General features: G+C 72.9%; 20 protein-coding genes. 6 read left to right on the top strand and 14 right to left on the bottom strand.

The window, feature by feature from the left end; translation table 11 throughout:
- Positions 1-20: 20 nt before the first annotated feature.
- The 8 genes from IF99_RS0115320 to IF99_RS0115285 all read right to left on the bottom strand — a co-directional run bounded on the left by IF99_RS0115320 (position 21) and on the right by IF99_RS0115285 (position 11,878).
- Complete coding sequence (locus tag IF99_RS0115320; protein ID WP_030997043.1) at positions 21-2,429, bottom strand: glycoside hydrolase family 65 protein; 2,409 nt, start codon at positions 2,427-2,429, stop codon at positions 21-23.
- A gap of 4 nt (positions 2,430-2,433) precedes the next feature.
- Entirely contained in the window at positions 2,434-3,288 is an 855-nt protein-coding gene (locus tag IF99_RS0115315; RefSeq protein ID WP_051703514.1) for an HAD family hydrolase, read from the bottom strand.
- A 230-nt stretch (positions 3,289-3,518) separates the two neighbouring features.
- Positions 3,519-5,096: an NCS1 family nucleobase:cation symporter-1 gene (locus tag IF99_RS0115310; protein ID WP_030997041.1), complete on the bottom strand. Its 1,578-nt coding sequence runs from the start codon at positions 5,094-5,096 to the stop codon at positions 3,519-3,521.
- Positions 5,097-5,268: 172 nt separating this feature from the next.
- The gene (locus IF99_RS0115305; protein ID WP_030997040.1) at positions 5,269-6,270 is read right to left on the bottom strand and encodes a TIGR03842 family LLM class F420-dependent oxidoreductase; all 1,002 of its coding nucleotides are present in this window, start codon (positions 6,268-6,270) and stop codon (positions 5,269-5,271) included.
- Between the two features lie 168 nt (positions 6,271-6,438).
- Positions 6,439-7,845: a dihydropyrimidinase gene (hydA, locus tag IF99_RS0115300; RefSeq protein WP_030997039.1), complete on the bottom strand. Its 1,407-nt coding sequence runs from the start codon at positions 7,843-7,845 to the stop codon at positions 6,439-6,441.
- A 122-nt stretch (positions 7,846-7,967) separates the two neighbouring features.
- Entirely contained in the window at positions 7,968-9,254 is a 1,287-nt protein-coding gene (locus IF99_RS0115295) for an aspartate aminotransferase family protein (RefSeq protein WP_030997038.1), read from the bottom strand.
- Positions 9,251-10,096, bottom strand: a complete 846-nt coding sequence (locus tag IF99_RS0115290; protein ID WP_030997037.1) for a nitrilase-related carbon-nitrogen hydrolase — start codon at positions 10,094-10,096, stop codon at positions 9,251-9,253. Before IF99_RS0115290 ends, IF99_RS0115295 begins: the two co-directional genes overlap by 4 nt.
- A gap of 333 nt (positions 10,097-10,429) precedes the next feature.
- Positions 10,430-11,878: a hypothetical protein gene (locus tag IF99_RS0115285; protein WP_030997036.1), complete on the bottom strand. Its 1,449-nt coding sequence runs from the start codon at positions 11,876-11,878 to the stop codon at positions 10,430-10,432.
- Positions 11,879-12,243: 365 nt separating this feature from the next.
- Between IF99_RS0115285 and IF99_RS0115280 the strand changes: the two genes are divergently transcribed.
- Both IF99_RS0115280 and IF99_RS0115275 read left to right on the top strand, forming a co-directional pair.
- Positions 12,244-12,432, top strand: a complete 189-nt coding sequence (locus IF99_RS0115280; protein WP_030997035.1) for a hypothetical protein — start codon at positions 12,244-12,246, stop codon at positions 12,430-12,432.
- A 6-nt stretch (positions 12,433-12,438) separates the two neighbouring features.
- Positions 12,439-13,269 (top strand): hypothetical protein, encoded by an 831-nt coding sequence (locus IF99_RS0115275; protein WP_030997034.1) that lies wholly within the window; start codon positions 12,439-12,441, stop codon positions 13,267-13,269.
- 55 nt (positions 13,270-13,324) lie between these two features.
- On the opposite strand, the gene IF99_RS0115270 is transcribed toward IF99_RS0115275, so the two are convergent.
- Positions 13,325-13,588 carry a helix-turn-helix domain-containing protein gene (locus tag IF99_RS0115270; protein WP_030997033.1) on the bottom strand — a complete coding sequence of 88 codons (264 nt, stop codon included), beginning with the start codon at positions 13,586-13,588 and terminating at the stop codon, positions 13,325-13,327.
- 126 nt (positions 13,589-13,714) lie between these two features.
- Here IF99_RS0115270 and map point away from each other — a divergent pair, with 126 nt between their 5' ends.
- Positions 13,715-14,482 (top strand): type I methionyl aminopeptidase, encoded by a 768-nt coding sequence (gene map, locus IF99_RS0115265; RefSeq protein WP_030997032.1) that lies wholly within the window; start codon positions 13,715-13,717, stop codon positions 14,480-14,482.
- Between the two features lie 174 nt (positions 14,483-14,656).
- Here the strand turns inward: map and ggt are convergent, their stop codons facing one another.
- Positions 14,657-16,486 carry a gamma-glutamyltransferase gene (gene ggt, locus IF99_RS0115260; RefSeq protein ID WP_051703513.1) on the bottom strand — a complete coding sequence of 610 codons (1,830 nt, stop codon included), beginning with the start codon at positions 16,484-16,486 and terminating at the stop codon, positions 14,657-14,659.
- Positions 16,487-16,693: 207 nt separating this feature from the next.
- Here ggt and IF99_RS0115255 point away from each other — a divergent pair, with 207 nt between their 5' ends.
- From IF99_RS0115255 to IF99_RS0115245, 3 genes are all read left to right on the top strand, one after another.
- Complete coding sequence (locus tag IF99_RS0115255) at positions 16,694-17,449, top strand: hypothetical protein (RefSeq protein WP_030997030.1); 756 nt, start codon at positions 16,694-16,696, stop codon at positions 17,447-17,449.
- 406 nt (positions 17,450-17,855) lie between these two features.
- Positions 17,856-20,399, top strand: coding sequence for an ATP-dependent Clp protease ATP-binding subunit (locus tag IF99_RS0115250; protein ID WP_030997029.1), 2,544 nt, complete (start codon positions 17,856-17,858; stop codon positions 20,397-20,399).
- Positions 20,400-20,646: 247 nt separating this feature from the next.
- A complete protein-coding gene (locus tag IF99_RS0115245; RefSeq protein WP_030997028.1) occupies positions 20,647-22,212 on the top strand; it encodes an alpha/beta fold hydrolase in 1,566 nt (521 codons plus the stop codon).
- 49 nt (positions 22,213-22,261) lie between these two features.
- Here the strand turns inward: IF99_RS0115245 and IF99_RS0115240 are convergent, their stop codons facing one another.
- The 4 genes from IF99_RS0115240 to IF99_RS0115225 form a co-directional block, all read right to left on the bottom strand.
- Positions 22,262-23,158, bottom strand: coding sequence for an amino acid ABC transporter permease (locus IF99_RS0115240; protein WP_030997027.1), 897 nt, complete (start codon positions 23,156-23,158; stop codon positions 22,262-22,264).
- Entirely contained in the window at positions 23,155-23,799 is a 645-nt protein-coding gene (locus IF99_RS0115235) for an amino acid ABC transporter permease (protein ID WP_030997026.1), read from the bottom strand. The genes IF99_RS0115240 and IF99_RS0115235 overlap by 4 nt, the downstream gene beginning before the upstream one ends.
- A 125-nt stretch (positions 23,800-23,924) precedes the next feature.
- Positions 23,925-25,019: a glutamate ABC transporter substrate-binding protein gene (locus IF99_RS0115230; RefSeq protein WP_234340711.1), complete on the bottom strand. Its 1,095-nt coding sequence runs from the start codon at positions 25,017-25,019 to the stop codon at positions 23,925-23,927.
- Positions 25,020-25,037: 18 nt separating this feature from the next.
- A complete protein-coding gene (locus IF99_RS0115225; RefSeq protein ID WP_030997024.1) occupies positions 25,038-25,781 on the bottom strand; it encodes an amino acid ABC transporter ATP-binding protein in 744 nt (247 codons plus the stop codon).
- Between the last annotated feature and the right edge of the window lie 828 nt (positions 25,782-26,609).

Genomic DNA, 26,609 nt, shown 5'->3' with positions numbered 1-26,609 from the left:
CCGGCGCCCCGGGGGGCAGGTCAGTCCCCGTCCGGCAGGGTCAGGTGGAAGGAGTCGCCCGGCCGCAGCGTCACCGTGCGGTCCACGAGCCGGATGTCGAGCGAGCGCCGGTTGGTGGCGGGGAGGCTGATGTCGAGGCCGCCCGAGCGCATCCGGAAGCGCACGCCCCACAGGTGGCGGTAGTGGATCGCGAAGTCGTAGCCGGACAGCTCGGGTTGGGGCACGGGGGCGAGGCTGAGTGCGCCGTCGGAGCGGATGCGCAGTCCCGTCAGGCAGCGCTGCACGAGGTCGAGGGTCCCGGCCATGGCGCCGAGGTGGATGCCCTCGCCCGTCGTCCCGCCCTGGAGGTCGGCGACGTCCCCGCGCAGCGCCTCCTGGAAGAAGCCCCACGCCTGGGCGGGCCGCACGCGGGCCAGCACCCAGGCGTGCACGAGGCCGCTGAGCGTGGAACCGTGGCTCGTACGGGCCACGTAGTAGTCGACCGTGCGGCGCCACGTCTCGTCGTCGAGCCGGTGGCCCAGGCGCGCGAAGAGGGCGCGCAGTTCGCGGGGCGGGAAGAGGTAGCCGAGCATCAGGGTGTCGGCCTGCTTGGACGCCTGGTAGCGGTTGACGCTGTCGCCCTCGGCCTCCAGGACGCGGTCGAGGCGGCGGATGTCGCCGTACTTGGTGGACATGCCGACCCAGTCGAGTTCGCGCAGTTCCCCGTAGCCGTCGAACTGGCTGACGACACCCTGGTGGAAGGGCACGTGGAGGCGGTGCGAGATGTCGTCCCAGTGGGAGAGTTCGGTGTCGTCCAGCCCGGTGTGCTCGGCGAGTTCGGCGCGGCGTTCCTCGGGGAGCGCGGCGAGGGATTCGAGGGTGCGCTGGAGGACCCAGGCGGCGGTGACGTTGGTGTACGCGTTGTCGTCGAGCCCGGGTTCGGTCGCGTCGGGGTAGGCGTCGTGGTACTCGTCGGGGCCGACGACGCGGCGGATGCGGTAGCGGCCGATGTCGCCGTCCCACTCGGACTTCGAGGCCCAGAAGCGCGAGATCTGGAGCAGCGTCTCGGCGCCCTCCTGCTCCATGAAGCGTCTGTCGCCCGTGGCGCGCGCGTAGCTCCACACGTTGTACGCGACGGCCGAGCCGATGTGGTGCTGGAGGCGTGAGTTGTCGGGCAGCCAGCGTCCGGAGCTGGGGTTGAGGTGGAGTTCCTGGGTCTCCTCGCGACCGTCGCTGCCGGACTGCCAGGGGTACATCGCGCCGTCGTACCCGGCGTCGCGGGCGAGGCGGCGGGCGCGGTTCAGGCGTCGGTGGCGGTAGCGGAGCAGGCCCTTGGAGACCTCGGGGAAGTGCAGGTTGAGGTAGGGCAGGACGAAGAGTTCGTCCCAGAAGACGTGCCCCCGGTACGCCTCGCCGTTGAGGCCGCGCGCGGGCACGCCCGCGTCCAGGTCGGCGGTGTGCGGGGACAGGGTCTGGAGGACGTGGAAGAGGTGGAAGCGCAGGATGTGCCCGGCCTCGCCGGGGACTTCGAGGAGCGCGCGGTGCCACAGGCGCTGCCAGGCGAGACGGTGGCCGAGGAGGAGCTGGTCCCAGCCGGGCACGTTGCGCACGCCGTCGAGCGCCGCGTCGAGCGGGTCGCTGATCGCGGAGTCCCGCGAGGTGTGCAGGGCGACGATCTTGTCGACCGTCGCCGTCTCGCCCTGCTTCAGGGCCAGGTCGACGCGCGTCGCGGGCCGGGTCGGGGTGCCTGTGGAGGGGCGGGGCTCGCACGAGGGGCCTTGGCTGCTGTACGTCCGGGCGGCGACGGCGACCGCGATGCCCGAGTTGATCGTGCGCGCGCGGACCCACACGGTGCAGTCCTCGGGGTAGCCGCTCATGATCTCGGCCAGGTGCTGGCCGTTCAGCTCGCGGTAGCGTGCCACGCCGTCGTTCGTGACTGCTGCGTCGATCGCGGACTCGACCTCGACGGTGCCGCTGAAGTTCTCGGCGGTGAACTCGGTGCGCAGGGCGGCGAGATGGGGGTCGTCCATGTGGACGATCCGGGACTGGCGCACGCGCAGCCTGCGGCCCGAGGCGTCCTCGAACAAGAGGTGGCGCTCGTAGATCCCGGCGCGCAGGTCGAGCAGCTGGCGGTACGAGCGCAGCGCGGCGTCGTCGGGCGTGTACCAGTCGCCGCCGCTGCCGTCGGGCGTGGCGAGGCGGTAGCGCAGGGGCAGCCAGTTGGGGAGGTTGACCATGTCCTCGTTGGAGACCGTCTGCCCGGCGACCTCCGAGGTGAGCCGGTTGTAGACGCCGGCGGCGTAGGTGCCCGGGTAGTGCGGGCCGCCCGCGGCGCACTCGGGGGCCGCGCCGCGGGTCGCGAAGTAGCCGTTCCCGAGGCTGCACAGGGATTCGCGCAGCGTCTCCTCTGCGGGGTCGTAGCCCTCGTACTCCCAGGTCCATTCGGACATGCGGTCACTCCTTGCCGTCGGTGCCGGACGCACCGCCGTGGGCCCCGGACGCGCGGTCGTCCTTCCCGGGTGGGCGGTCGTCGGTGCCCGGTGCGCGCAGGAGGTGGGCGAGGTCGTCGACGACGAGGTCGGCGCCGTGCTCCCGCAGGCTCCTGGCGGTGTCGGTGGTGTGGGCCCGGTCGACGCCGATGACGAGGCCGAAGCCGCCGCGCCGCCCCGCCTCGACCCCCGCGAGGGCGTCCTCGGCGACGGCGGCGTGCGCGGGCTCGGTGCCGAGACGGTTCGCGGCCTCCAGGAAGAGCGCGGGGTCGGGTTTGCCGGGCAGGCCGAGGCGGTGGGACTCGTCGCCGTCGACGAGGCTGACGAAGTAGTCGAGGAGTCCGGCCCCCGCGAGGACGTCGCGGGCGTGGTGCGAGGAGGAGGCGGCGGCCATGGGGACACCGGCGGCGCGCAGGGCCTTCAGGAGCCGGACGGAGCCCGGGAAGGGTTCGATGCCGTTCTCGCGGACGCGGCGCGTGAACATGCCGTCCTTGAGCGCGGCGACGGCGGCGACCGAGTCCGTGCCGGGGGCGTCGGAGGGGCTGCCGTCCGGGATCGGCACCCGCCGGGAGTGCAGGAAGGCGGCGGCGCCGTCGGCTCTGGGCTTGCCGTCGACGTAGCGCAGGTAGTCGTCGGCGGCGTCGAAGGGCCTGTCCAGCGCCTTGTCGGCGGGGGGATGCGCGCGCAGGCAGGCGTCGAACGCCTCCTTCCACGCCTCGGCGTGGACGCGCGCGGAGTCGGTGAGGACCCCGTCGACGTCGAAGACCATGGCCGCGATGCCGGTCATGACGGGAGCGAGCCCGTGCGCGGCGGCGGTCACCGCGCGGCTCCGGCGGCGGTACGGGTTCCGGTACGGGGCGTTCGCATGTCACACGTCCTTCCGGCTCGGGACCGGCCGGCCGGGAGGGCCCAGCCCTCAGCCCACGCTAACCGCGGGGGGCGGAAACCGCAGCTGGGGACGGGTGGGAGGGTACTCGGGGGTGCCACGGGCCGCGCGGTGGCGGCGGGCCCCGTACGGCGCCCCGCGGCTTCCGCGCCCCTCCCCGGCCCTCACTCCCGCTCCGCCCGCCTCCCCGAGCGTCCCGCGAGGATCACGTACACGAGGAGTGACGAGGCGAAGCCGATCGCCCAGCCGTAGTCGGCGAGCGGCTTGAGGAGGGGGATGAGGCCGTCCTCCGGGAAGGGGCCCTTGCCGGGCGCGGAGTGGGAGCCGCCGACCGCGAGGACGCCACCGGCGAGGAAGGCGAGGACCGCCGCCGGGTGCCAGCCGCGGCGGTACCAGTAGCGGCCCTCCCTGCGGTACAGCTCCGCGAGGTGCAGCGAGGTGCCCCGGACGAGCCAGTAGTCGGCGATGAGGATGCCCGCGACCGTGCCGAGCAGCCCGCCGACCACCCCGAGCCACGTGTAGATGTACAGCTCCGGCGTCGCGATGAGCTTCCACGGCATGATCAGCACGCCCACCACACCGGTGATGAGCGCCCCGGTGCGGAAGCTGATGAAGCGGGGGGCGAGGTTGGCGAGGTCGTACGCGGGCGAGACGACGTTCGCCGCGAGGTTCGCCGAGATCGTCGCGACGAGGACCGTGATCAGCGCGAAGAGCAGACCGAAGGCGTTGTCCGCGCGGGCCGCCAGGTCGACCGGCTCCCACACGGGTTCGCCGTAGACCGCCTGGGAGCCCGAGGTGACGAGCACGGAGAGGAGCGCGAAGGCCGTCATCGTGGTGGGCAGGCCGAGCGACTGGCCCCAGACCTGGGCGCGTTGGCCCCTGCCGAAGCGCGTGAAGTCGGGGATGTTCAGCGAGAGCGTGGACCAGAAGCCGATCATCCCCATGAGCGCGGGGAAGAACACGGGCCAGAAGTCGCCGCCCCAGCCGAGCTCCGAGGGCTGGTCGAGCAGCGGGCCGAAGCCGCCCGCCTCGTCCGCCATCCACGCGAGCAGCGCGAGCGCGCCGAGGAACACAAAGGGCCCGGCCCAGTTCTCGAAGCGCCGCAGGGTCTCCATTCCCCGGTGGATGATGAGGAGTTGCAGCAGCCAGAAGATCCCGAAACACACCCACAGCGGCCACGGCTGCCCGCCGAGGCGCGAGGCGTGCGCCCAGGAGCCCGGCAGCAGCTTGTCGAGTAGGACGAAGACGCCCTGTCCGCCGATCCACGTCTGGATGCCGAACCAGCCGCAGGCCACGGCCGCGCGAAGGAGAGCGGGCAGGTTCGCGCCGCGCAGCCCGAAGGAGGCGCGCGCGAGGACGGGGAAGGGGATGCCGTACTTGGGTCCCGCGTGCCCGGTCAGGAGCATGGGGAGCAGGACGACGACATTGGCGAGGGCGATGGTGAGGACGGCCTGCTTCCAGTCCATGCCGAGCGCCACGAGGCCCGAAGCGAGCGTCCAGGAGGGGATGTTGTGCGCCATCCCGATCCACAGGGCCGTGAAGTTGTAGGTGCCCCAGTGGCGGTGGGCGACGGGGATCGGGCGCAGATCCTCGTTGGCGTGCGGCGAGTCGGCGGGGAAGGCGCCCGGGTCGAGTTCGACGCGGCCGTCGGGGGTGAGGTGCTGCCCCGGAGCGGTGGCCGCGTGGGAGGGGCGCGGTGGGCCCGGCGGGGTGCCGGGCGGGGTGGCGAGGGCGTCAGTCATGGCGGGACCCTTCGGGGAGAACGGTGCGGGAGGATGCGGTGCCGTGCTCGGGTGCCGTGGGGTGCCGTGCGGGTGCGGGGTAAAAGGGCGCGCGGACGTGCCGCGCTTCCGGCGGGACGTGCCCCGTCGCGTGGGGCGGGGGCGCGCCGGGCGGGGGAAAGGTCTGCCGACTCTAGGAGTTGAGGACGGGGATGACTTCCTTCCCGTACACGTCGATGAGTTCTTCGCGCGCGTCGTGCATCGCGTAGACGGCGAACTGGTCGACGCCGACGGCGCGGAGTTCGCGCAGCTTCTCGATGTGCGCCTCGACGGGGCCGAGGACGCAGAAGCGGTCCACGATCTCGTCGGGCACGAAGTCGGTCGAGCTGTTGCCCACGCGGCCGTGGTGGCTGTAGTCGTAGTCCTCGCGGTCGGCGATGTACGCGGTCAGCTCGGGCGGTACGGAGGCGGATTCGCTGCCGTAGCGGGCGACGAGATCGGCGACGTGGTTGCCGACCATGCCACCGAACCAGCGGCACTGCTCGCGCGCGTGGGCCAGGTCCTCGCTCACGTAGGCGGGGGCGGCGACGCAGATCGTGACGGAGGCGGGGTCGCGGCCCGCGTCGGAGGCGGCGGTGCGGACCTGTTCGACCATCGCGGCGGTCAGGTAGGGGTCGGCGAGCTGGAGGATGAAGCCGTCGGCGCGCGCCCCGGTGAGGGCGAGCGCCTTCGGCCCGTACGCGGCGGCCCACACCGGCAGCCGCCCCTCCCGCACCCACGGCAGCCGCACCTCGGTGTCGCCGAGCCGCGCGCCGCGACCCTCGGCGAGATCGCGGATGGTGTCGATGGCCTCGCCGAGGCGGGCGAGGGTGTTCGGCGGGCGGCCCGCGACGCGCATCGCGGAGTCGCCGCGCCCGATGCCGCACACGGTGCGGTTGCCGAACATGTCGTTGAGCGTCGCGAAGGTCGAGGCGGTGACCTCCCACGTACGGGTCCCCGGGTTGGTCACCATCGGGCCGACGACGAGCCGTTCGGTGTGCTCCAGGATCTGGCTGTGGATGACGAAGGGCTCCTGCCACAGGACGGCGGAGTCGAAGGTCCAGCCGTGGGTGAAGCCCTGCTGCTCGGCGCGGCGCATGAGGCCGACGACGGTGGAGGCCGGGGGGTCGGTCTGGAGGACGAGTCCGAAGTCCATGGCGAGTGCTCCTGTGTTCGGGGCTCCTGGGGGCCGTCGTACCGCCGGGCCGCGGACGACGGTGTGCGTGAGGGTGTCAGGCGATACCGCGCGAAGGGGACCGATCAGGCACCGGTGGTCCCGCGCCCCGCCCGTGCGCCCCGCCCCCGCCGCCGTACCGCGTGCCGGTCAGCTCCTGTACGTGCTCAGTCCCCTCGGCACGTACACGCCGTGGCCCGCGCGGCCCACGTACTCCCTGTCCTCCAGGACCGGGACGCCGCGCGAGAGGACCGTGCGGACCCGGCCCGTGACGCGCTTGCCCTCGTAGGCCGAGTAGTCGACGTTCATGTGGTGGGTGGCGGCCGAGAGGACCTGTTCCGCGTGCGGGTCGTAGATCACGATGTCCGCGTCCGCGCCGGGGGCGATCGTGCCTTTCCTCGGGTAGAGGCCGAACATGCGGGCGGGCGCGGCGCAGGCGAGGTCGATCCAGCGGCGGCGGGAGATGTGGCCCTCCACGACGGCCTGGTGGAGGAGGTCCATGCGGTGCTCGACGCCGGGCATCCCGTTGGGGATCTTCGAGAAGTCGCCCCGGCCCAGCTCCTTCTGGCCACTGAAGCAGAAGGGACAGTGATCGGTCGAGACGACCTGGAGGTCGTCGGTCCGCAGCCCGCGCCACAGTGCCGCCTGGTGCTCCCGGGGGCGCAGCGGCGTCGAGCACACGTACTTGGCGCCCTCGAAGTCCGGTTCGGCGAGGTTGTCGGTGGAAAGGAAGAGGTACTGCGGACACGTCTCGCCGTAGACGGGCAGGCCCGTGTCGCGCGCGGCGGCGATCTCCGCGAGTGCCTCCTGCGCCGAGACGTGCACGATGTACAGCGGGACGTCGCCCGCGACGCGCGCGAGCTGGATCGCGCGGTGGGTGGCCTCGGCCTCCAGGAGGGCCTTGCGGACCTCGCCGTGGTGGCGCGGGTCGGTACGGCCCGCCGCGAGGGCCTGTTCGACGAGGACGTCGATGGCGATGCCGTTCTCGGCGTGCACCATCGTGAGGCCGCCGTTCTCGCCCGCGCGCTGCATCGCGCGCAGGATGCGGCCGTCGTCGGAGTAGAAGACGCCGGGATAGGCCATGAAGAGCTTGAAGCTCGTGACGCCCTCGCCGACGAGGAGGTCCATCTCCTTCAGGGTGTCCTCATTGACGTCGGCGAGGATCATGTGGAAGCCGTAGTCGATCGCGCAGTTGCCCTCGGCCTTCGCGTGCCAGGCGTCGAGGCCCTCGCGCAGTCCGTGGCCGACGCTCTGCACGACGAAGTCGACGATCGTCGTGGTGCCGCCCCAGGCCGCGGCCCGGGTACCGGTCTCGAAGGTGTCGGACGCGTACGTACCGCCGAAGGGCATCTCCATGTGCGTGTGCCCGTCGACACCGCCGGGGATCACGTACGTGCCGCGCGCGTCGACGACCCGCTCCGCCGTCCACGCCTCGGCGGCGGCGGAGCCTGTGGTGGCGAGGGCGGCGACCCGCCCGTCCTCGACGAGCACGTCGGCGTGGGTCTCCTCGGCGGCGGTGACGACGAGTCCGCCGCGGATCAGGGTGCGGTTGCTCATGGGGGCTCCTTCTCCTCGGGCTCGGGTGGGGCGGGCGGCTCTCGTGCGGCTGCGGGGCGGGTGCCACGGGGGCTCGCGCCACGGGTGCGGGGCCCGAATCCGTGGCGCCCGCTCCTGACCGCTCAGGCCGTCGCGCGCAGGGCCGACAGGAGGAGGTCGCCGCCCTCCTCGGCCTCCGCGACGGTCAGGCTCAGCGGCGGCGCGACGCGCAGCACGCTCGTGTCGTGGCCGCCGCCCTTTCCGATGAGGAGGCCGGCGGCGCGCGCGGCCTCCAGGACGGCGCCCGCGCGTGCCGGGTCGGCGCGGTCCGTGCCGGGCGCGACGAGTTCGACGCCGAGCATGAGCCCGCGCCCGCGCACCTCCCGCACGTGCGCCATGCCGGCCGTCCCCGCCCGCAGCCGCTCGCGCAGCAGCCCGCCGACGCGGCGCGCGTTGCCCTGGAGGTCGTGCTCCAGGAGGTACGTGAGGTTGGCGAGCCCCGCGGCCATCGTGATGGGTGAACCGCCGAAGGTGGAGAGCGAGTTGGTGTCGATGACGTTCATGATCTCGGCACGTGCGACGACGCCGCCGATGGACATGCCGTTGCCGATGCCCTTGGCGAAGGTGAGCAGGTCCGGCGGCCCGGCCCCGTCGTGGGCCTGCCAGCCCCAGAAGTGGTCGCCCGTGCGCCCCCAGCCGGTCTGCACCTCGTCGGCGATCCACAGGATGCCGCGCTCGGCGAGGACTTCACGGAACGCGGCGTAGAGCCCGTCGGGCGGCGAGGTGAACCCGCCGACGCCCTGCACCGGTTCGGCGATCAGCGCCGCCACCTGACCGCGTGCCTGGCCGAGCAGGTCGCGCAGGTCGGCGACGCTCGCCTCGGTGAACTCGCGGTCGTCCAGGTGCGCGAACGGGCCGCGCCCGCGGACGGCCCCGTGTGCCCACAGAGTCTGGAGCGGTGAGTAACTCGTCGGGGACCAGCCGCTGTTGCCCGTGATCCCGACCGCCGAGAAGGAGCGGCCGTGGTAGCTGTTGCGCATCGCGATGATCTGGTTGGAGCGGCGGTACGCGGTCGCGAGGAGCAGCGCGGTGTCGTTGGCCTCGGTGCCCGACGTGGTGAAGAAGACGCGCGCGTCGGGGATGCCGGAGAGGTGCGCGATCCGCTCGGCGAGGTCGACCATCGGGCGGTTGAGGTAGAGCGTCGAGGAGTGGACGAGCCGGGCGGCCTGCTCGCTGACCGCCTTGGTCACCTCGGGGAGGGCGTGCGCGGTCATGGTGGTGAGGATGCCGCCGAAGAAGTCGAGGTAGCGGCGGCCCTCGGCGTCCCACACGTGGCGGCCCTCGCCGTGGGTGAGCTCGATGGGTTCGTCGTAGTAGAGGGCGAGCCAGTCGGGGAGTACGGCGCGGTGCCGCGCCAGGAGGTCGCTCACGGGCGGGTCAGTCCCTCGTAGGCGTCGGGGCGGCGGTCGCGGTAGAAGGCCCACTGGTGGCGCACTTCGTCGATGAGGCCGAGGTCCAGGTCGCGTACGACGAGTTCCTCCTCCTTGTCGCTCGCGGGTTCGCCGACGAACTGCCCGCGCGGGTCGACGAAGTAGCTCGTGCCGTAGAAGTCGTTGTCGCCGTACTCCTCCTGGCCGACGCGGTTGATCGCGGCGACGAAGTACTCGTTGGCGACGGCCGCCGCGGGCTGTTCGAGCTGCCACAGGTAGCTGGAGAGGCCGCGCGAGGTGGCGGAGGGGTTGTAGACGATCTGGGCGCCGTTCAGGCCGAGTTGGCGCCAGCCCTCGGGGAAGTGACGGTCGTAGCAGATGTAGACGCCGACGCGGCCCACCGCGGTGTCGAAGACCGGCCAGCCCGCGTTGCCGGGACGGAAGTAGAACTTCTCCCAGAAGCCCTTGAGCTGCGGGATGTGGTGCTTGCGGTACTTGCCGAGGTAGCTGCCGTCGGCGTCGATGACCGCGGCGGTGTTGTAGTAGAAGCCCTCGGCCTCGCGCTCGAAGACCGGTACCACGATCACCATGCCGGTCTCGCGCGCGAGGTCCCGCATCCGGCGCACGGTCGGCCCGTCGGGCACGGGCTCGGCCCAGCGGTAGTGCTCCTCCTCCTGCACCTGGCAGAAGTACGGAGCGTTGAAGACTTCCTGGAAGCCGATGATCCGCGCGCCCTGCCGGGCGGCCTCACGGGCGTGTTCCTCGTGCTTGGCGATCATGGATTCGGTGTCGCCGGTCCAGGTGGCCTGGACGAGTGCGGCGCGGACGACGGAGGCAGCCATGAGCAGTGCTCCTTCGACAAGACGTCAGAGAGCCGCTACCGCCCGGAGCCCCGGGCCGTAGAGGCACGAACGTAAGCCCGGGGCGGTGGCGGGGCAAGACCGCCGGGTCGCCGGACACGAGGGATGCCACCCCAGCGGGTGAGCGGGAACGGGGCGGAGGGCCGGGTGGCCGGTGCGGAGGCGCCTGGCCGGGGGGCGAGGCGCCCGGCCGGGGGTGAGGCGCCCAGCCGTGGGGCGAGGTACCTGGCCGGGGGTGAGGCGCCCGGCCGGGGGACGAGGTGCGGGGCAGGGGGCGGCAGGGGGCCGGTGCCCGGGCCGGGTCGCCTCCACCCGTCAGCCCCCGGCCACCCCTGCCACTCTCAGCGCGTGCGTCAGTGCCTCGTGGCACAGGTCGGAGGTGCGGGCGGCAGCCGCGAGGAGGGGTGCCGTGAGGGTGCCGGGCGCGGAGGCGGCGATGCGGGCCACGTCCTCGGCACTGCGGGCGGTCACGCAGGACACGGCGAGGCGGTCGAGCGCGCCCGGCACGCCGGTGACGGCGGGGTCCGCGAGAGCGGCGGCGACCTCCCGGAGCGGCCGTACGACGCCCTGCCGCAGGATGCGCGCTGCGTCGGCACGGTGCCCGGCCGCCTCCAGCGCGGTCGCGAGCGCGGTCAGGGGCGGCAGCGGGAGCGCGGCGGCCTCCCACAGCACGGTGCTCCAGTCGGCGGCGAGCCCGTCGGCGGCCAGGCGGGAGCCGAGCGCGCACACGTGGGCGGGCGGCCAGTGCGCCGCGTCCACGAGAAGCAGATGCGCCTCGCCCTCACGCCCCTCGGCGCGCACGTGACCCAGCAGGCTGAGGAGTTCCCCGGACCGCCGCATCCCTTCCGCGTCCGGCGCGGCCGCCTCGCGGGCCCCGTGCGCCGCGCTCCCGGCGAACCGCGCCCCCGTGGGCGCCTCCCCCGTCCCCGCCGCCGCCACAGGCGGCGCCGCGCGCGGCGGCAGCACACTGCCGGGCCCCACGAGCGCGTCGTCCACACCGGCGAAACGAGCCGAACGCCTGCTCCTGGGCGTGGACTTGACGGGCTTCGCCGTGCCGCCCGGCGCGGGCTCGCGCCGGGGAGCGGGGCGCGGCTCCGGGGGGTCCGGGTCGGGATCGGGGGCGCCTCCGTACGAGGGTGCCTCGCGTCGCGGGGCGTCCGCCCCGGCGGGCCGCCGCCCGGTGGGCGGCGACTCGGGCGCGGGGCCGCCCGGCACCCCGTGCCCCTCCCCCGGTCGCACGCGCGCGAGCCTGTCGGCGAGTTCGGCGCAGCGGGCCTCCGCGCGCCACAGGTCGTCGCGCGCCCAGGCGAGGTGCCCGTGCAGGTGGGCCGCCGCAGGGCCGTCCGCTCCCACGAGTCCGCGTTCGAGGTCGGTGACGCGCCTGGCGGCGCGCTCGCGTGCGCGCACCATGCCGGGGAGGCGGCGGGCGAGTTCCCCGGCCGCACCGGGGCGGGCGTCGCGTCCGGCGAGGGCGGCCAGATACGCCGGACGCAGTCCGGCGGCGGCCTGCCGCGGCTCCGTCCCCGGCGCCGCGCGCGTCACGTGGTCCTCGACGAGCGCTTCGACGACGTCCCACGGCGGCGTCTCCGTGCCGTCCACGCAGGCCCGCAGCCCCTGGGGATCGCGGGCCCAGAAGACCTGGCACCAGCCGTCGCCCGGGTCGAGCCCCGCGAGCAACTCACCGAAGGCGCGCGCGAACTCCGCGACCGGGTCCCGCTCCCCGGGGTTCTCGAACTGTTCGGCCCCTAAGGGAAGTTGTCCCATCACGCGTGCCCCGCTCCCGCTGCGGCGTCCTTTGGTGCGGAAGGAAACACCCCCCGTGTTACGCGGTCGCTACACGGGCTTTTCGGGGAGCGACGGAGTGACGCGGGGGGGAGCAGGGCGCGCGGCCGACCGGCCGTACGTACCCGCGTCCGCCCCGAGACCCCGCCGCCCGAGCGGGGACACCCGCCACGGCCACGGCCCCAGCCTCGACGTGATCTTCGTGGCGTACCGGGGCGAGTCCCCCGCCCCGGTTTCCGGTTACCGGGCGTCGCGGAGCATGGTGGTCTCCGTCGGCGGAGAGGCGTGGCGCCGTCGGGGCGGGGCAGGAGAACCCCGCGCGGGGCATGACGGAGGAGTCGCACAGGATGACGCAGCACGACGGGTGGGTCCGGGCCGGCGTCTGGCTACCCGGACTCGACTGGCTCCTCGTGCTCGGCCTCCTCCTCACCGCGGCGGTCGTCTGCGTCGCCGTCCCGCTGCGTATCGAGATGAGCCGCTCGCACGGCGGTGGTTCCCCCGACGACACGCCGGTCCGTCGCGGGCACGAGGACTGACTCCCCATGGCCCGGCGCCCGCCGCGACTGCTCTACGTGACCGACCTCGCCTACCGGGCGGCGGGACGCCGCTACGCCGACGAGGACCTGGAGCTGTCGGCCCGCCTGCGCGCCGACTTCCCGCTCGCCCTGTGCGACCCGCGCGACGCCGCCCGCCTCATGGACGGCTTCGACGCCGTGCTCGTCCGCAACAGCGGCCCCGTCCTCCATTACCGCGCCGCCTACGCGGAGTTCCGCGCCGAGGCGCTGCGGCGCGGCATCCCCGTCCACAACCCGCTCACGGGCCGCGCCGACATGGCGGGCAAGGGATACCTCGTCGGACTGACGCGCGCGGGCCTGCCCGTCATCCCGACGTACGCGGGCGACACGGCCCCCGGCGACCTGCCCGCGTCCGGCTCCTACGTCGTCAAGCCGGTCGACGGCGCGGACTCGGTGGGCCTGGCGCACCTCGACCCGGCCGCGCTCGCCGCCCGCACCCCCGACCCGCGCACGCTCGTCCAGCCGTACGTCCCGTTCCGGTACGAGGTCTCCTTCACCTTCGTGGACGGGGTGTTCCAGTACGCGTTGTACGCCTCGGACCCCGCGCGCCGCTGGGAGCTGGCCCCCTACCGCCCGAGCGCGGCGGATCTCGCCGTCGCGCGCCGCTTCGTCGAGTGGAACGCCCTGCCGTACGGCATCCAGCGCGTGGACGCGTGCCGCACACGGGAGGGGCAACTGCTGCTCGTCGAGCTGGAGGACCACAACCCGTACCTGTCGCTCGGGCTGCTCGACGCGGAGACGCGTACGCGCTTCGAGCGCGCGCTGGTCGCCTCGCTCCGGCAGGCGGCCTCAGCCTGAGCCCCCGCACGGTCCGGGCCCCGGCCGTGCGGGAGCGGAGTCGCGCGAGACGGCGTCAGCTCGCCGCGGTGAGGGGAGCGGTGCCGCACGCCTCTTCGATGGCGTCGAGCGACAGCTCCAGGGCGCGGGCGAGCGCCGCCACGGTGAAGAAGGCGGGCGTGGGCGCCCGCCCGGTCTCGATCTTGCGGAGGGTCTCGGCGGAGATGCCCGCCTCGATGGCGACCTCGGCCATGCTGCGCCCGCCGCGCGCGTCCCGGAGGAGCGCCCCGAGCCGTTCGCCGCGGGCGCGTTCCTCGGGAGTGAGCGGTGTTCGGACCATACGGCGATTCTACGGGGCCCGCGCGGCGTACGGAGGGGCGCGATCAGGACGACCCCGGGGCGGGTGGGTCCGGGCCGCTGACCGGGCGTGCGCGACCGGTATAAGAATCTCGGTATAGTAATTGGCATGGTGCGAAGGAAGACAGCAGCCGAGATTCTTGAGATGCGCGAAGCCGGGCGGGTGGTGGCCCGGGGCCTGCACGCCGTGCGGGAGGCCGCCGCGCCAGGTGTGCGGCCGCGCGAGCTGGACGAGGTGGCACGCGAGGTGCTGCGGGAGGCGGGGGCGGACTCGCCGTTCCTGAACTACCACCCGCACTTCGCCCCGGTCCCGTTCCCCGCGACGCTCATCATCTCGGTCAACGACGCGATCGTGCACGGCATCCCGGGCGACGAGCCGTTGCGCGACGGCGACCTCGTGAGCGCGGACTTCGGGGCGCTCCTCGGGGGCTGGGCCGGGGACTCGGCGATCAGCTTCACGGTGGGGACGCCGCGCCCCGAGGACGTCAAGCTCATCGCGACGGCGGAGCGCGCGCTCGCCGCCGGGATCGAGGCGGCGAAGGTGGGCGCGCGGATCGGCGACATCGGCTACGCGGTGAGCACGGTGTGCCGGGCGGAGGGGTACGGCATCCCCGAGGACTTCGGCGGGCACGGTGTGGGCCGCGCGATGCACGAGGACCCGGGCGTGCCCAACGAGGGGCGGCCGGGGCGCGGCATGGTGCTCCGCCCGGGGCTCGTCATCGCCATCGAGCCGATGGTCGTCGCGGGCGGCACCGACGGCTACCACCCGGACCCCGACGGCTGGACCCTGCGCACCAACGACGGCTCCCGCGCCGCACACGTGGAGCACACGGTGGCGGTGACGGAGGAGGGCCCGCAGATCCTCACGGCGCTGTAGCCCCGGGCACGGCCTCGCTCGGGGGGACGCCGCTTGCGCACGGGACCGGGAGCACGCGCGCCTGATCCGGGGCGTTCGGCACGGCAGACGGGGCCGGGCCCCGAGAAGCGCGGACGTGCCACGGGCGGCCGGCGCCCTTCGCGGGCCCCGGCCGCCCGTCACCTCACGCAACGCCTACCGCGTCGGTGTGACCACCATCGCGCTGCCGCCCCCGCGCCGTACGGGCTCGGCGGCGGCCCGCCAGCGGCCGTCCTTCAGGCGCTCGATCCCGGTCGCCGCGCCGATCTCCGGCACCTGCGTGAACGTGTGCCCGATCGCCTCCAGCTTGCCGCGCAACGCGCTGTCGTACAGCCCGGGTTCGAGTTCGGTCGCCGCGGCGTTGCGCTGGCTCGCGCGGGGCGCCGCGATCGCGTCGACGAGCGGGAGGCCCCGGTCGACGTAGCCGGTGAGGGTCTGGAGCACGGTCGTGATGATCGTCGCTCCGCCCGGCGAGCCGAGGGCGACGACGGGCTCGCCGTGCCGGTCGAGGACGATCGTCGGGGAGATGGAGGAGCGCGGGCGCTTGCCCGGGCCCGGCAGGTTCGGGTCGGGCACGGCGGGGTTCGCCTGCGTGAAGGAGAAGTCGGTCAGCTCGTTGTTGAGCAGGAAGCCGCGCCCCGGCACAGTGATCCCGCTGCCGCCGGTCTGCTCGATGGTCAGGGTGTACGAGACGACGTTGCCCCAGCGGTCGGCGGTCGTCAGGTGCGTCGTGTTCTCCCCCTCGTACGTCGTGTCGAGGCCCTTGCCCGCGGGCGCGCAGCCCTTGCCGGGGTGGCGCGGGTCGGCGGGGGCGAGCGGGCTCTTCAGAACCGCGTCGTCCTGGATCAGGCAGGCGCGCGAGTCCGCGAAGCGCTGCGAGAGGAGTTCCTTCGTCGGCACGTCCTGGCTGCTCGGATCGCCCACCCAGCGGCCCCGGTCGGCGAAGGCGATGCGGCTCGCCTCGATGTAGTGGTGCAGGTACTGCTCCTGCGAGAGCGTGCCGAGCTTGTCGTTCTCCAGGATGTTCAGCGCCTCGCCGACGGTCGTGCCGCCGGAGGAGGAGGGCGCGATCGAGTAGACGTCGAGGCCGCGGTAGCCGGTACGGGTCGGGGCCTGGTGCTTGACGTCGTAGGCGCGCAGGTCGGCGAGCGCGAGCTTGCCGGGGCGCGCGTCGCGGGTCGAGCCGGGCGCGAGCGGCGGGTGGGTGGCGGTGCGCACGATGTCCCGGGCGAGGGCACCGCCGTACAGCGAGCGGAGTCCCTTGCGGGAGAGTTCGTCGTAGGTACGGGCCAGGTCCGGGTTCTTGAGGGTGGTGCCGACCGCCGGGGGCTCGCCGCCGGGCAGGAAGAGCTTCGCGCTCGCCGGGAAGTCCCGGAAGCGGGCGGCGTTGTCGGCGGTCTGCTGGCGGAAGGTGTCGTCGACGGTGAAGCCCTGGCGCGCCAGGCGGGTCGCGGGCGCGAGGACGTCGCGGGTGGACTTGCGGCCCCAGGAGCGGAGCGCCTCGTCCCAGGTCGCGGGGGTGCCGGGGGTGCCGACGCTCAGGCCGCTCGTGACCGCGTCGGCGAAGGCGAGCGGTTTGCCGTTCTCGACGAAGAGGTCCTTGTCGGCGGCGCGGGGCGCGGTCTCGCGGCCGTCGAGGGTGTGGACGCGGTGGGTGCGGGCGTCGTAGTAGACGAAGTAGCCGCCCCCGCCGATGCCCGAGGAGTAGGGCTCGGTGACGCCGAGCGCGGCGGCGGTCGCGACGGCCGCGTCGACGGCGTTGCCGCCCTTGCGCAGCACCTCGATCCCGGCGGCGCTCGCGTCCGCGTCGACGCTCGCCACGGCCCCGCCCCAGCCGGTGGCGACGGGGGTCTTCGCGGGAGGCTCCGGGGAACCGTGCCGCGGTGGCGCCGCGCCGAGACTGAGCGCCCCGGCGACAACGGCGGTCAGGGACAAGTACGAGAAGGTGCGGCGACGCCCGACGCGCCGCGCCGCGGAATGTGACATCCGGTCTTTCCTCCAGTGAACAGCCGTCCCAGCAGACTAACTTGACACCCGCGCCACCACCAGGACGCCAGGGGAAACCGCACCCCACCACCAGCACGCACACGGGACCGCCACCGCACCACCCCGCCTCCCGGCGGTGCGCGGAGAGACTCCAACCCGCGCCGTTCGCCAGCCTGTTGGACCTCCGAGCCAGTACGATCGCGCGCCATGACGGACGACGTACGCGACATCCTGCTCGGCCTCCTCGCCTCGGCCCTCAGCGCCGCGCTCGCCTGGTCGGCGCGCGCCTTCCTCGCGCGCCGACGCCTCGGCCGTACCAGGGAGTTCTTCGGGCTGCCCGCGCACAGCGAGGCGCTGCTCGTGGTGAACAAGGACGCGGGTGGCCCGGACTTCGCCGTCGCCCGCTTCGACGCGTACGCGCTGCTCGAACTCGCGGCACTGATCAAGGAGTGCGGGGCACGTGCGCAGGTCCTCGCCCACGACGAGGCCAGGCGGGGCTTCGGCGAACTGGCGGAGTTCTGCGTGGGCGGCCCGTACTCGAACCGCCGGACGGCCGCGCACCTGGCCGCCCTGCTCCCCGGGATACGGGTGGAGAGCGACCCCAGTCCCGAGCGCAACGCGTTCGTCATCGACGGCGAGCGGTACGCGCTCGACCGCGGCCGGTCCGAGTACGTCCTGCTCGCGCGGCTCACGACGGGGCGCGAGGAACTGACGCGTCCGGTGTTCCTCCTGTGCGGGCAGCGCTCGGTGAACAACCAGGCGGCGGCGCGCTACCTCGTGACCCACCAGGAGCGCCTGCGCCGCCGCTACCGCCGCGACTCCTTCGTCCTGCTGCTGCGGGTCGTGAACTCGGCGGCGTACGGCCCCGACGTCGTCGAACTGATCGGCGACGTCACGCGCGCGGCGATGACCCGCGCCGGGGCTCCCCCGGAGACGGCCCCCGTGGACGCCGCGGAGGCGTGACACCGGCCGTCGGCGTGACCGAGTGCGGTGGGGTCGTCGTCGTATCGCCAAGTGGTGGCGAGGTGCCGTAGGGGACGGTCCCTCGGGCCGCCGCGCGGGCGGAAGGAGCGCGTGCCGGGATCGCCGGAGCGGCAACGCACCCCCTGCCGACCGCCGGGCGCGATGGCCGCACCCGCTCGCGCCCTCGTACGGCTCGCCGCGTTGCCGCTCCTGCCGGGCGGCACCGCCCTGCCCGGCCGGGACACGCGCGGAAAACCGGCGGTCGTCCGTCCGGGGCCGGGGCCGCCCCGCTTGCGTCCCCCATGCGGCGGTGTTTCGGTAGTGGGGGCGAATGCGCCCGTAGTAGGACACGTCCACGCAGGGCACATGCCTCGGCATCCGTGCGTGCCGTTCACAGGGAGCGCCTATGTCACTGTCGTCCTTCGGGTCCCTCGGCGGCCAGGACCCCTTCTCGGATCTACTCAACCGTTTCTTCGGGATGTCCCCCGGCTCCTCGCCGCCCGCCGTGCAGCGGGTGCCGATCGGGCGGCTGCTGAGCGACTCGGCGCGTGAACTGCTCGCGCGGGCGTCCCGGCGGGCGGAGCGGGACGGGAGCCCGGACCTGGACACGGAGCACCTGTTGTGGGCGGCGACGCAGGTGGAGCCGACCCGTTCACTGCTGGCGCGGGCCGGAGCCGACCCCGAGGCGCTCGCGGAGCGGCTCGCGCGGGTGCTGCCCGGTGAGAGCGCGGTGCCCTCCGCCGAGCCGGGGCTCACGCCCGCGGCGAAGCGGGTACTGATCGACGCGCACGCGCGCTCGCAGGCCGCGGGGGTCTCGTACATCGGCCCGGAGCACATCCTCGCGAGCCTGGTCGACGGCTCGTCCCCAGCCGTCGAGCGGGTGCTCGGCGACAGCGGCGCCGACGCGGAGCAGATACGCGCGGAGGCCGGGCGTGGCGGCGGCGAGCGGGCCGCGGGGGCGGCTGCGGGGCGGCAGGGCGGTGCGGGCCGTGAGGAGAGTGCCACCCCGACGCTCGACGAGTACGGTCGCGACCTCACCGAGGAGGCGAAGGCCGGCCGGCTCGACCCCGTGGTGGGGCGCGCGGAGGAGATCGAGCAAACCGTCGAGGTCCTCTCGCGGCGCTCGAAGAACAATCCCGTGCTCATCGGCGAGCCGGGCGTCGGCAAGACCGCGATCGTCGAGGGCATCGCGCAGCGCGTCGTGAGCGGTGACGTGCCGAAGACGCTCAAGGACCGGCGCGTCGTCGCGCTCGACCTGCCGGGGCTCGTCGCGGGCTCCAAGTACCGGGGTGAGTTCGAGGAGCGGCTGAAGAAGGTCATCGACGAGGTCCGCGCGGCCCAGGACTCGACGATCCTCTTCATCGACGAGTTGCACACCGTCGTCGGCGCGGGCGCGGGCGGCGAGGGCGCGATGGACGCGGGCAACATCCTCAAGCCGGCGCTCGCGCGCGGCGAGCTGCACGTGGTCGGTGCGACGACGATCGACGAGTACCGCAAGAACATCGAGAAGGACGCGGCACTCGAACGCCGCTTCCAGCCGGTGATGGTCTCCGAGCCGAGCGTCGAGGAGACGGTGCAGATCCTTCAGGGGCTGCGCGACACGTACGAGGCACACCACCAGGTGCGTTTCACCGACGAGGCGCTCGCCGGGGCCGCCGAGCTGTCGGACCGCTACGTCACGGACCGCTTCCTGCCCGACAAGGCGATCGACCTCATCGACACGGCGGGGGCGCGCGTCCGGCTGCGCTCGCTCGGTGGCTCGACGGAGGCGACGGAGCTGGAGGACCGGCTCGCGAAGCTGGGCCGCGAGAAGGACCAGGCGGTCGCGGCCGAGGACTTCGAGCGGGCGGACGGCCTCAAACGGGAGATCGGGACGGCGCGCGCGGAGCTGGACGGGATCGCCGAGCGGCGCGAGGGCGTGCGCGAGGTGACGGTCGCCGACATCGCGGAGGTCCTCTCGCACCGTACCGGCATCCCGGTCGCGCAGCTCACCGAGGACGAGAAGCAGAAGCTCATGAAGCTGGAGGAGGCGCTGCACTCACGCGTCGTCGGGCAGGAGGAGGCGGTGACCGCTGTCGCGCAGGCGGTGCGCCGCAACCGGGCCGGGATGGGCGATCCGGACCGGCCCGTCGGCTCCTTCCTCTTCCTCGGCCCCACCGGGGTCGGCAAGACCGAACTCGCGAAGGCACTCGCGGAGTTGCTCTTCGGCGACGAGAACCGCATGGTGCGCTTCGACATGAGCGAGTTCCAGGAGAAGCACACGATCTCGCGGCTCGTCGGCGCCCCGCCCGGATACGTCGGGCACGAGGAGGCGGGGCAGCTCACCGAGAAGGTGCGCCGCAGCCCGTACAGCGTGCTGCTCTTCGACGAGGTCGAGAAGGCGCACCCGGACGTCTTCAACACGTTGCTCCAGGTCCTCGACGACGGACGGCTCACCGACGCGCAGGGCCGCACCGTCGATTTCCGGCACACCGTCATCATCATGACGTCGAACATCGGCGCGCAGCGCATCCTCAATCACCACGGCGACATCAGCGGCATCAAGGACGAGCTGATGGAGGACCTGCGGTCCCGTTTCCTGCCGGAGTTCCTCAACCGCGTGGACGAGGTCATCATCTTCCACAGCCTCGGCGACACCGAGCTGACCTCGATCCTCGACCTGCTCCTGGAGCGCAGCGAGCGGCGGGTGCGCGCCCAGGGTCTCGGCCTGGAGATCACCCCCGCGGCGAAGAAGCTGCTCGTCGCGCACGGCACGCGGCCGGAGTTCGGTGCGCGGCCCCTGCGCCGCACGCTCCAGGCGGAGCTGGACAACCGCATCGCCGATCTGCTCCTCGGCGGTGAGGCGGACCCGGGGGACACGGTGGTCGTGGACATGGGGGACGAGTCGCTCCAGACGTCGGTGCGCAAGGGCGGGGCTGGGCCGGCTCCGGACGAGGCGCGGGCGGCCTGAGCGGCACGCGCCGCGCGGCGCCCCCGGTCCGTACGGGCCCGGGGGCGCCTTTCCGTGCGTGCCCGGACCGCCGCCGAGACCCCCGAGGTCGCCGCCGTCCTCCGCGCTCTTCCGCGCGCACCCGCCCGCACGCAATCGTTACTCGCGCGTAACATGCCAACCGGTTACCTCCGGTAAGCACCTCCGGTTACCGTCGGGTCACTTAGCGGTCCTCACCGCGTCGCTCACCCTTGCCGAAAGGTGACCCATGCGCGCCCCCCGCTCCTCCCCCACGCTCGCCGTCCTCGCGGCGGCGCTCCTGCTCACCGGGCCGGCCGCCGCAGGAGCCGTCGCGGCCCCCGCCGCCTCCGCCGCCGCGCCGACCGTCCGCTTCGCCGACATCCCCGGTGACGGCGGCACCGTCCTCAAGGGCAACGTCGTCGCCCCGGCCGACACGAGCCGCACCTATCCCCTCGTCGTCCTGCCGACGAGCTGGTCGACACCGCAGGTCGAATACCTGGCACAGGCGCAGAAGCTCGCCGAGACGGGCTACGTCGTCGTCACGTACAACTCGCGCGGCTTCCTCCAGTCCGGCGGCGAGATCGAGGTCGGCGGCCCGAAGGACGTCGCGGACGCCTCGGCCGTCATCGACTGGGCGCTCGCCCACACGTCCGCCGACGCCGACCGCATCGGCATGGCCGGGGTCTCGTACGGGGCGGGGATCAGCCTGCTCGCGGCGGGCCACGATCCCCGCATCAAGGCGGTCGCCGCGCTGAGCGGGTGGGGCGACCTCATCGACTCGATCTACAGCGGTCGCACCCAGCACGCCATGGCGGGCGCGCTCCTCGGCGGCCTCGGCTACCTCACCGGACGGCCGAGCGCCGAGTTCCAGCAGATCCTGAAGGACTTCCTCGGCTCGAACCTGGCCAAGGAGGACGAGATGATCGCGTGGGGGAAGGTCCGCTCCCCCTCGACGTATCTCGACGGCATCAACCGCAACAAACCCGCGGTCTTCCTCGGCAACGCGTGGGGCGACTCGTTCTTCCCTCCCAACCAGTACGCCGACTTCTTCTCCAAGCTCGCCGGGCCCAAGCGCCTGGAGTTCCGGCCCGGTGACCACGCGACGTCCGAGGCGACGGGCCTGCTCGGACTGCCCAACGACACCTGGACCGACACGCGCCGCTGGCTCGACCACTACCTCAAGGGCGACGACAACGGCGTGCAGAACGAGGCGCCCGTGCACATCTCCTCGCGCTCGGGCGGCGGTTACGAGGACTACGCGAGCTGGCAGGACGTCGGCAAGGCCGACACGAAGCTCGACCTCGGCGGCAGTCAGCGCATCGCCACGAACCTCGACTCCGGCGCCGACGGTGGTATCACCCTCCTGTCCAACGCGCTCGACCAGCTCGTCAAGCTGCCCCCGACCGTCTCGGTTCCGCTCCTTCCGCGCGCCTGGACAGCGGTGTGGCAGTCGTCGGCGTACGGCAGCGAGCGCCACGTACGCGGCACGACGCGTCTGCACACGACGGTGACCCCGACGAAGGCGGACGGCACCTTCGTCGCGTACCTCTACGACGTGAGCCCGCTCGGCGTCGGCAAACTCGTCACCCACGCCCCGTACACGTTCCACGACCGCACCCCGGGGCAGCCCTTCGCCGTCGACGTGGACCTCTTCGCGACGGCGTACGACGTCCCGGCGGGCCACAAGCTCGCCCTCGTCGTGGACACGGTGGACCCGCTCTACGTCGAGCACAACCCGTCCGGCGCGCAGCTGACCTTCTCCTCGCCGGCGGCCGACCCCTCGTATCTGTCGGTACCGCTGCGCGAGCAGTGATCCCCGGCTGGCGCCGGACGGGTCACACCACCCTCTGCGTCCCTCGTCCTCAGTGGGCGGGGGACGCGGTGTTCTGGAGCGGGGCACCGGGGCCCGGCTCCGGTGTCGCGGCCGCCTTGGCCTTGGGGTCGCGGCGCTCCCGGCGCGCGAGCCACCGGGCCAGCCAGGACAGGAGCATGCACATCCCGATGTAGACGGGCGAGATGACCATCACCACGGGGATGAAGGGCAGGTCGTAGTCCAGGTTGGACGCGATCAGTTTTCCGGCATGGAGGAACTCCTCATAGGTGATCAGGAAGCCCAGCGAGGTGTCCTTGAGCGCCACGACCAGCTGGCTGATGATCGACGGCAGCATGGCACGGACCGCTTGCGGGATCAGCACGTATGCCATGACCTGCGTCTTGCGCATGCCGAGCGCGTACGCCGCCTCCCGCTGGCCGCGGTCGACGGACGCGATCCCGGAGCGGAACACCTCGGCGAGCACCGAGCCGTTGTAGAGCGTGAGCCCGGTGACGAGGGCGGGCAGGGGCTGGACCTTCAGCGCGATGAAGACGAAGAAGATCATCACGAGGACCGGCATCGCCCGGAAGAACTCCACGAGCGTGGTCGCGGGCCAGCGGACGAGGCGGTGCTCGGACAGGCGCCCCACCGCGAGCAGGGTGCCGAGCGCGAGGGCGAGCACCGCCGAGATCGCGAAGGCTTTCAGCGTGTTGCCGAGCCCGCGCAGCAGTAGCTCCTGGATGCCGACGTACTCGAAGGGAGTCCATTTGGCCGCCGTGAACTGGTCGGTGTCGAAAAGCAGGTAGACGAGCCAGCCGAGGAGGCCGAGGAGCACCGCGGTCGCGGCCACGCCGTAGAGCGCGTGCCTGCGGCGGGTGCGTGGCCCGGGGATGTCGTAGAGGGCACTGGCCCCGGTCTCGCCGCGACGCGAGAAGACGGACTTCACCGCGGCACCCCCCAACGGTGTTCGAGGTAGTTGAACAGGGCACTGATGGCGAGGGTCAGGATGAGGTAGCCGACGGCGATCCAGACGAAGACCCACACGATGTTGAAGCCGCGTTCGTTGAGCGTCTTGTACGTGCCGAGCAGTTCGGTGACGCTGAAGGCGCCCGCGATCGCCGAGTTCTTCGCGAGGGCGATCAACTGCGAGCCCACGGGCGGGATCACGGAGCGGAACGCCTGCGGGAGGATCACCGTCGTGAGGGTCTGGCCGAAGCTCATGCCGAGCGAACGCGCCGCCTCGCCCTGCCCCTTGGGCACGGTGTTGATGCCCGAGCGGAGCGCCTCGCAGATGAACGCCGAGGTGTAGCAGCCGAGCGCGAGCACGGCGAAGAGCTGGAAGGGCAGTACGAGCCCGAAGCGTGGCAGGCCGAGCAGCACGGCGAAGAAGAGCAGCGTGAGTGGTGTGTTGCGCAGCACCGTGACCCACGCGGTACCGAAGGCCCGCAGGCTGCCGACCGGGGCGACCCGGAAGGAAGCCATGACGAAGCCGAGGGCGAGGGCGAGCAGCGAGGCATAGACGGTGAGTTCGAGTGTGCCGAGGAAACCCTTTCCGTATTCGGAGAAGTTCTGGGTCAGTACGTCCATGGGCGGTCCGGGGGTGCTTTCTGCGCGGTGCCTTGCCGGCGGGTGCCCGGCCTTGCGTGGTGCCGTTCGCGCGCCGAGTGGCGCGCCCCGTGGTGCCGCTCGCCGGGGGCGGGCACCCGTGCGGGTCAGGGGGCCGGGTAGCGGTCGATCGGTGGTGGCTTCGGGGCGGGGACACCGGAGAGGCCGAGGGTCGCGTCGTACGCCTTCTTCCAGGTGCCGTCGCGCTCGCGCGCGGCGAGAATGCCGTCGATGGCGAGGCGCAGCGCGTTGTCCCGGCGGGGCACGCCGATCCCGTACGGCTCCTTCGAGAAGGGCTTGCCGACCACCTTCAGCTCTTCGGGCACCTTGGCCGCGTAGCCGAGCAGGATCGAGTCGTCGGTCGTGACGGCGTCGACCTGGTAGGTGAGCAGGTTGTCGACGCAGATCGAGTACGTGTCGTACGACACGAGGTGCGCCTTGGGGTAATCGTGCTGGATGCGCTGGTACGGGGTCGATCCGGCCGCCGAGCAGACACGCTTGCCGTCGAGATCGGCCGGGCCCTTGATGCCGTTCTCGTCCTTCCGCACGAGCAGGCCCTGCCCTGCCATGTAGTACGGCCCGGCGAAGCCGACGAGCTTCTTGCGGTTGGCGTTGATCGTGTACGTACCGACGTAGTAGTCGATCTGGCCGTTCTGGAGCGAGGTCTCGCGGTTGGCGGAGGCGATGGTGCGGAAGGTGACGCGGTTCGCGGGGAAGCCGAGACCTGCCGCGACCATCTTCGCGATCTCGATGTCGAAGCCGCTGTACCTGCCGCTCGCCGGGTCCTTCTCGCCCAGGTACGGCTGGTCCTCCTTGGCGCCGACGACGAGCCGGCCGCGCGCCTTGGCCTTGCGCCACGTCGTCGAGGCGGGCAGCCGGAAGCCGGTGTCCACGCGGTAGCGCGGCAGTTCGGCGGCGCTGGGACCCTTCGCGGGCGGGCTGCCCTCCTTGCCGCAGGCGGCGGCGAGGAGCCAGAGGAGGGCTAGGAGGAGGACGGCGGCGCGGGAGCGGCGGCGCGGCTCACGGGGATGGGGGCGAGCGGGCTTGCGGGGGTGGCGGTACGCAGACGTGTCGGGGTGGCGGTGCGCGGGCTGGCGGGGGTGGCTGTGCTCGGGCTTGTGGGAGGGGCAGCACGAAGGTGCGCCAAGGTGGCGGTGCTCGGGCTCGCGGGAGTGGGGGCCGGGGCTGGGGGTGCTGGTCACGACGGGGCTCCTCTCCACTCAGTGCTTGAGGATCTTGGAGAGGAAGTCCTTGGCACGCTCGCTCTCCGGGGCGGTGAAGAAGTCCTCTGGCGTGCGGTCCTCGACGATACGGCCACCGTCCATGAAGACGACACGGTCCGCGGCGGACCGGGCGAACCCCATCTCGTGCGTGACGACCACCATCGTCATGCCGGACTCGGCGAGCTGTTTCATGACGTCGAGGACCTCGTTGATCATCTCGGGGTCGAGCGCGGAGGTCGGCTCGTCGAAGAGCAGGGCCTTCGGGTCCATCGCGAGGGCCCGCGCGATCGCGACGCGCTGCTGCTGGCCGCCGGAGAGCTGTGCGGGGTACTTGTCGGCCTGCGGGGCGAGCCCGACGCGGTCGAGGAGTTCGCGCGAACGCCGGTCGGCTTCCTCACGCTTGCGGCGGCGGACCTTGATCTGCGCGAGCGAGACGTTCTGGAGCACGGTCTTGTGCGCGAAGAGGTTGAAGGACTGGAAGACCATGCCGACCTCGGTCCGCAGCCGGGCGAGACCTCGGCCCTCGTCCGGCAGCGGCTCTCCGTCGAGCAGGATGGAGCCGGACCGGACCGCCTCCAGCCTGTTGACCGTGCGGCAGAGCGTGGACTTGCCGGACCCGGAGGGACCGATCACGACCACCACCTCCCCGCGATGCACGGTGAGCGAGACGTCCCGGAGTACGTGCAACTGCCCGTAGTACTTGTTGACGTCACGCAGTTCGATCAGTGGCTCGACGGCCATCGGCAAGAGACCAGCCCATCCATAGCGGTATCGGTCCGCGCAAACTACCCACCTGAATATGGGGCTTGGCGGGCGACACGCACATGAGGGCATTAACCGTATTTGCGGCCGAGCATGTGGATATCCCCTCCCGAGTGGTGCGACGAAAGGGCTCCAGGGGCCGCGAGACGCCTGCGACTTCACCCCTTCGAGGGCGGGTCGGAAAGGAGGCGCGAAAAGCGGCTCACCTCAACGAGTGAGCCGGTGAAGAATCTTGCGGAGTTGTCCACAGATCGGGCGGGGTGGGGGGCGGGGCGGGTGGGGGGTGCGAGAGACTGGTATTGGGGTCGCCCCCCAGGGAGGGTGGGGGCTGCCCTGGCACCGTCGCGGCGAGAAGGCGGGGGCGAGGCAGCGAGGCGGCGCCGCCGACGGCCCAGGTCCCGCCTGGGCGAGGAGATGCCTGCCCACACCTCAGCCCCGCTGCGGTGAGGGGCCCCCGAGCCGGCAACTCCAACCCGCTGCCGCGCGGACGCCGGCCGACAGCCCAGCCGCGCCCACTGCGACGAGGAGACGCCCGCCGGTAGCCAAGGTCCCCACCCCGGCGGGGAGCCCGCACGAGCCGAGACGCCCCGCCCCGCCCTGGCGAGGGACCCCAACCGACGCCCCCGCCCCGCTTTGGCGAGGAACCCCAACCGGCACCCCAAGCTTCGGCGAGGGCCCCAACCAACCCCTCCCCTCCCCTCCCCGCCCTGGCGACGAGCCCCACCGACAGCCAGGCCCCGCCCCGGCAACAAGGACGAAGGCACCCCGACCGCAGTAGATCCCCCACCGAGACCCCCGCACCCCCTC

Origin of the sequence: Streptomyces sp. NRRL F-5630 (genome assembly GCF_000719475.1) — a bacterium.
Taxonomy (GTDB): domain Bacteria; phylum Actinomycetota; class Actinomycetes; order Streptomycetales; family Streptomycetaceae; genus Streptomyces.
Note: the sequence above shows the minus strand (reverse complement) of the source record. Positions and strands in the feature narration are given on the sequence as shown.

What these genes read in the sequence shown, in the direction of transcription:
- IF99_RS0115320 (WP_030997043.1), bottom strand. Translation starts at nt 2,429, where the DNA reads ATGTCCGAATGGACCTGGGAGTACGAGGGCTACGACCCCGCAGAGGAG.
- IF99_RS0115310 (WP_030997041.1), bottom strand. Translation starts at nt 5,096, where the DNA reads ATGACTGACGCCCTCGCCACCCCGCCCGGCACCCCGCCGGGCCCACCG.
- IF99_RS0115305 (WP_030997040.1), bottom strand. Translation starts at nt 6,270, where the DNA reads ATGGACTTCGGACTCGTCCTCCAGACCGACCCCCCGGCCTCCACCGTC.
- hydA (WP_030997039.1), bottom strand. Translation starts at nt 7,845, where the DNA reads ATGAGCAACCGCACCCTGATCCGCGGCGGACTCGTCGTCACCGCCGCC.
- IF99_RS0115290 (WP_030997037.1), bottom strand. Translation starts at nt 10,096, where the DNA reads ATGGCTGCCTCCGTCGTCCGCGCCGCACTCGTCCAGGCCACCTGGACC.
- IF99_RS0115285 (WP_030997036.1), bottom strand. Translation starts at nt 11,878, where the DNA reads ATGGGACAACTTCCCTTAGGGGCCGAACAGTTCGAGAACCCCGGGGAG.
- IF99_RS0115280 (WP_030997035.1), top strand. Translation starts at nt 12,244, where the DNA reads ATGACGCAGCACGACGGGTGGGTCCGGGCCGGCGTCTGGCTACCCGGA.
- IF99_RS0115275 (WP_030997034.1), top strand. Translation starts at nt 12,439, where the DNA reads ATGGCCCGGCGCCCGCCGCGACTGCTCTACGTGACCGACCTCGCCTAC.
- IF99_RS0115270 (WP_030997033.1), bottom strand. Translation starts at nt 13,588, where the DNA reads ATGGTCCGAACACCGCTCACTCCCGAGGAACGCGCCCGCGGCGAACGG.
- map (WP_030997032.1), top strand. Translation starts at nt 13,715, where the DNA reads ATGGTGCGAAGGAAGACAGCAGCCGAGATTCTTGAGATGCGCGAAGCC.
- ggt (WP_051703513.1), bottom strand. Translation starts at nt 16,486, where the DNA reads ATGTCACATTCCGCGGCGCGGCGCGTCGGGCGTCGCCGCACCTTCTCG.
- IF99_RS0115255 (WP_030997030.1), top strand. Translation starts at nt 16,694, where the DNA reads ATGACGGACGACGTACGCGACATCCTGCTCGGCCTCCTCGCCTCGGCC.
- IF99_RS0115250 (WP_030997029.1), top strand. Translation starts at nt 17,856, where the DNA reads ATGTCACTGTCGTCCTTCGGGTCCCTCGGCGGCCAGGACCCCTTCTCG.
- IF99_RS0115245 (WP_030997028.1), top strand. Translation starts at nt 20,647, where the DNA reads ATGCGCGCCCCCCGCTCCTCCCCCACGCTCGCCGTCCTCGCGGCGGCG.
- IF99_RS0115235 (WP_030997026.1), bottom strand. Translation starts at nt 23,799, where the DNA reads ATGGACGTACTGACCCAGAACTTCTCCGAATACGGAAAGGGTTTCCTC.
- IF99_RS0115225 (WP_030997024.1), bottom strand. Translation starts at nt 25,781, where the DNA reads ATGGCCGTCGAGCCACTGATCGAACTGCGTGACGTCAACAAGTACTAC.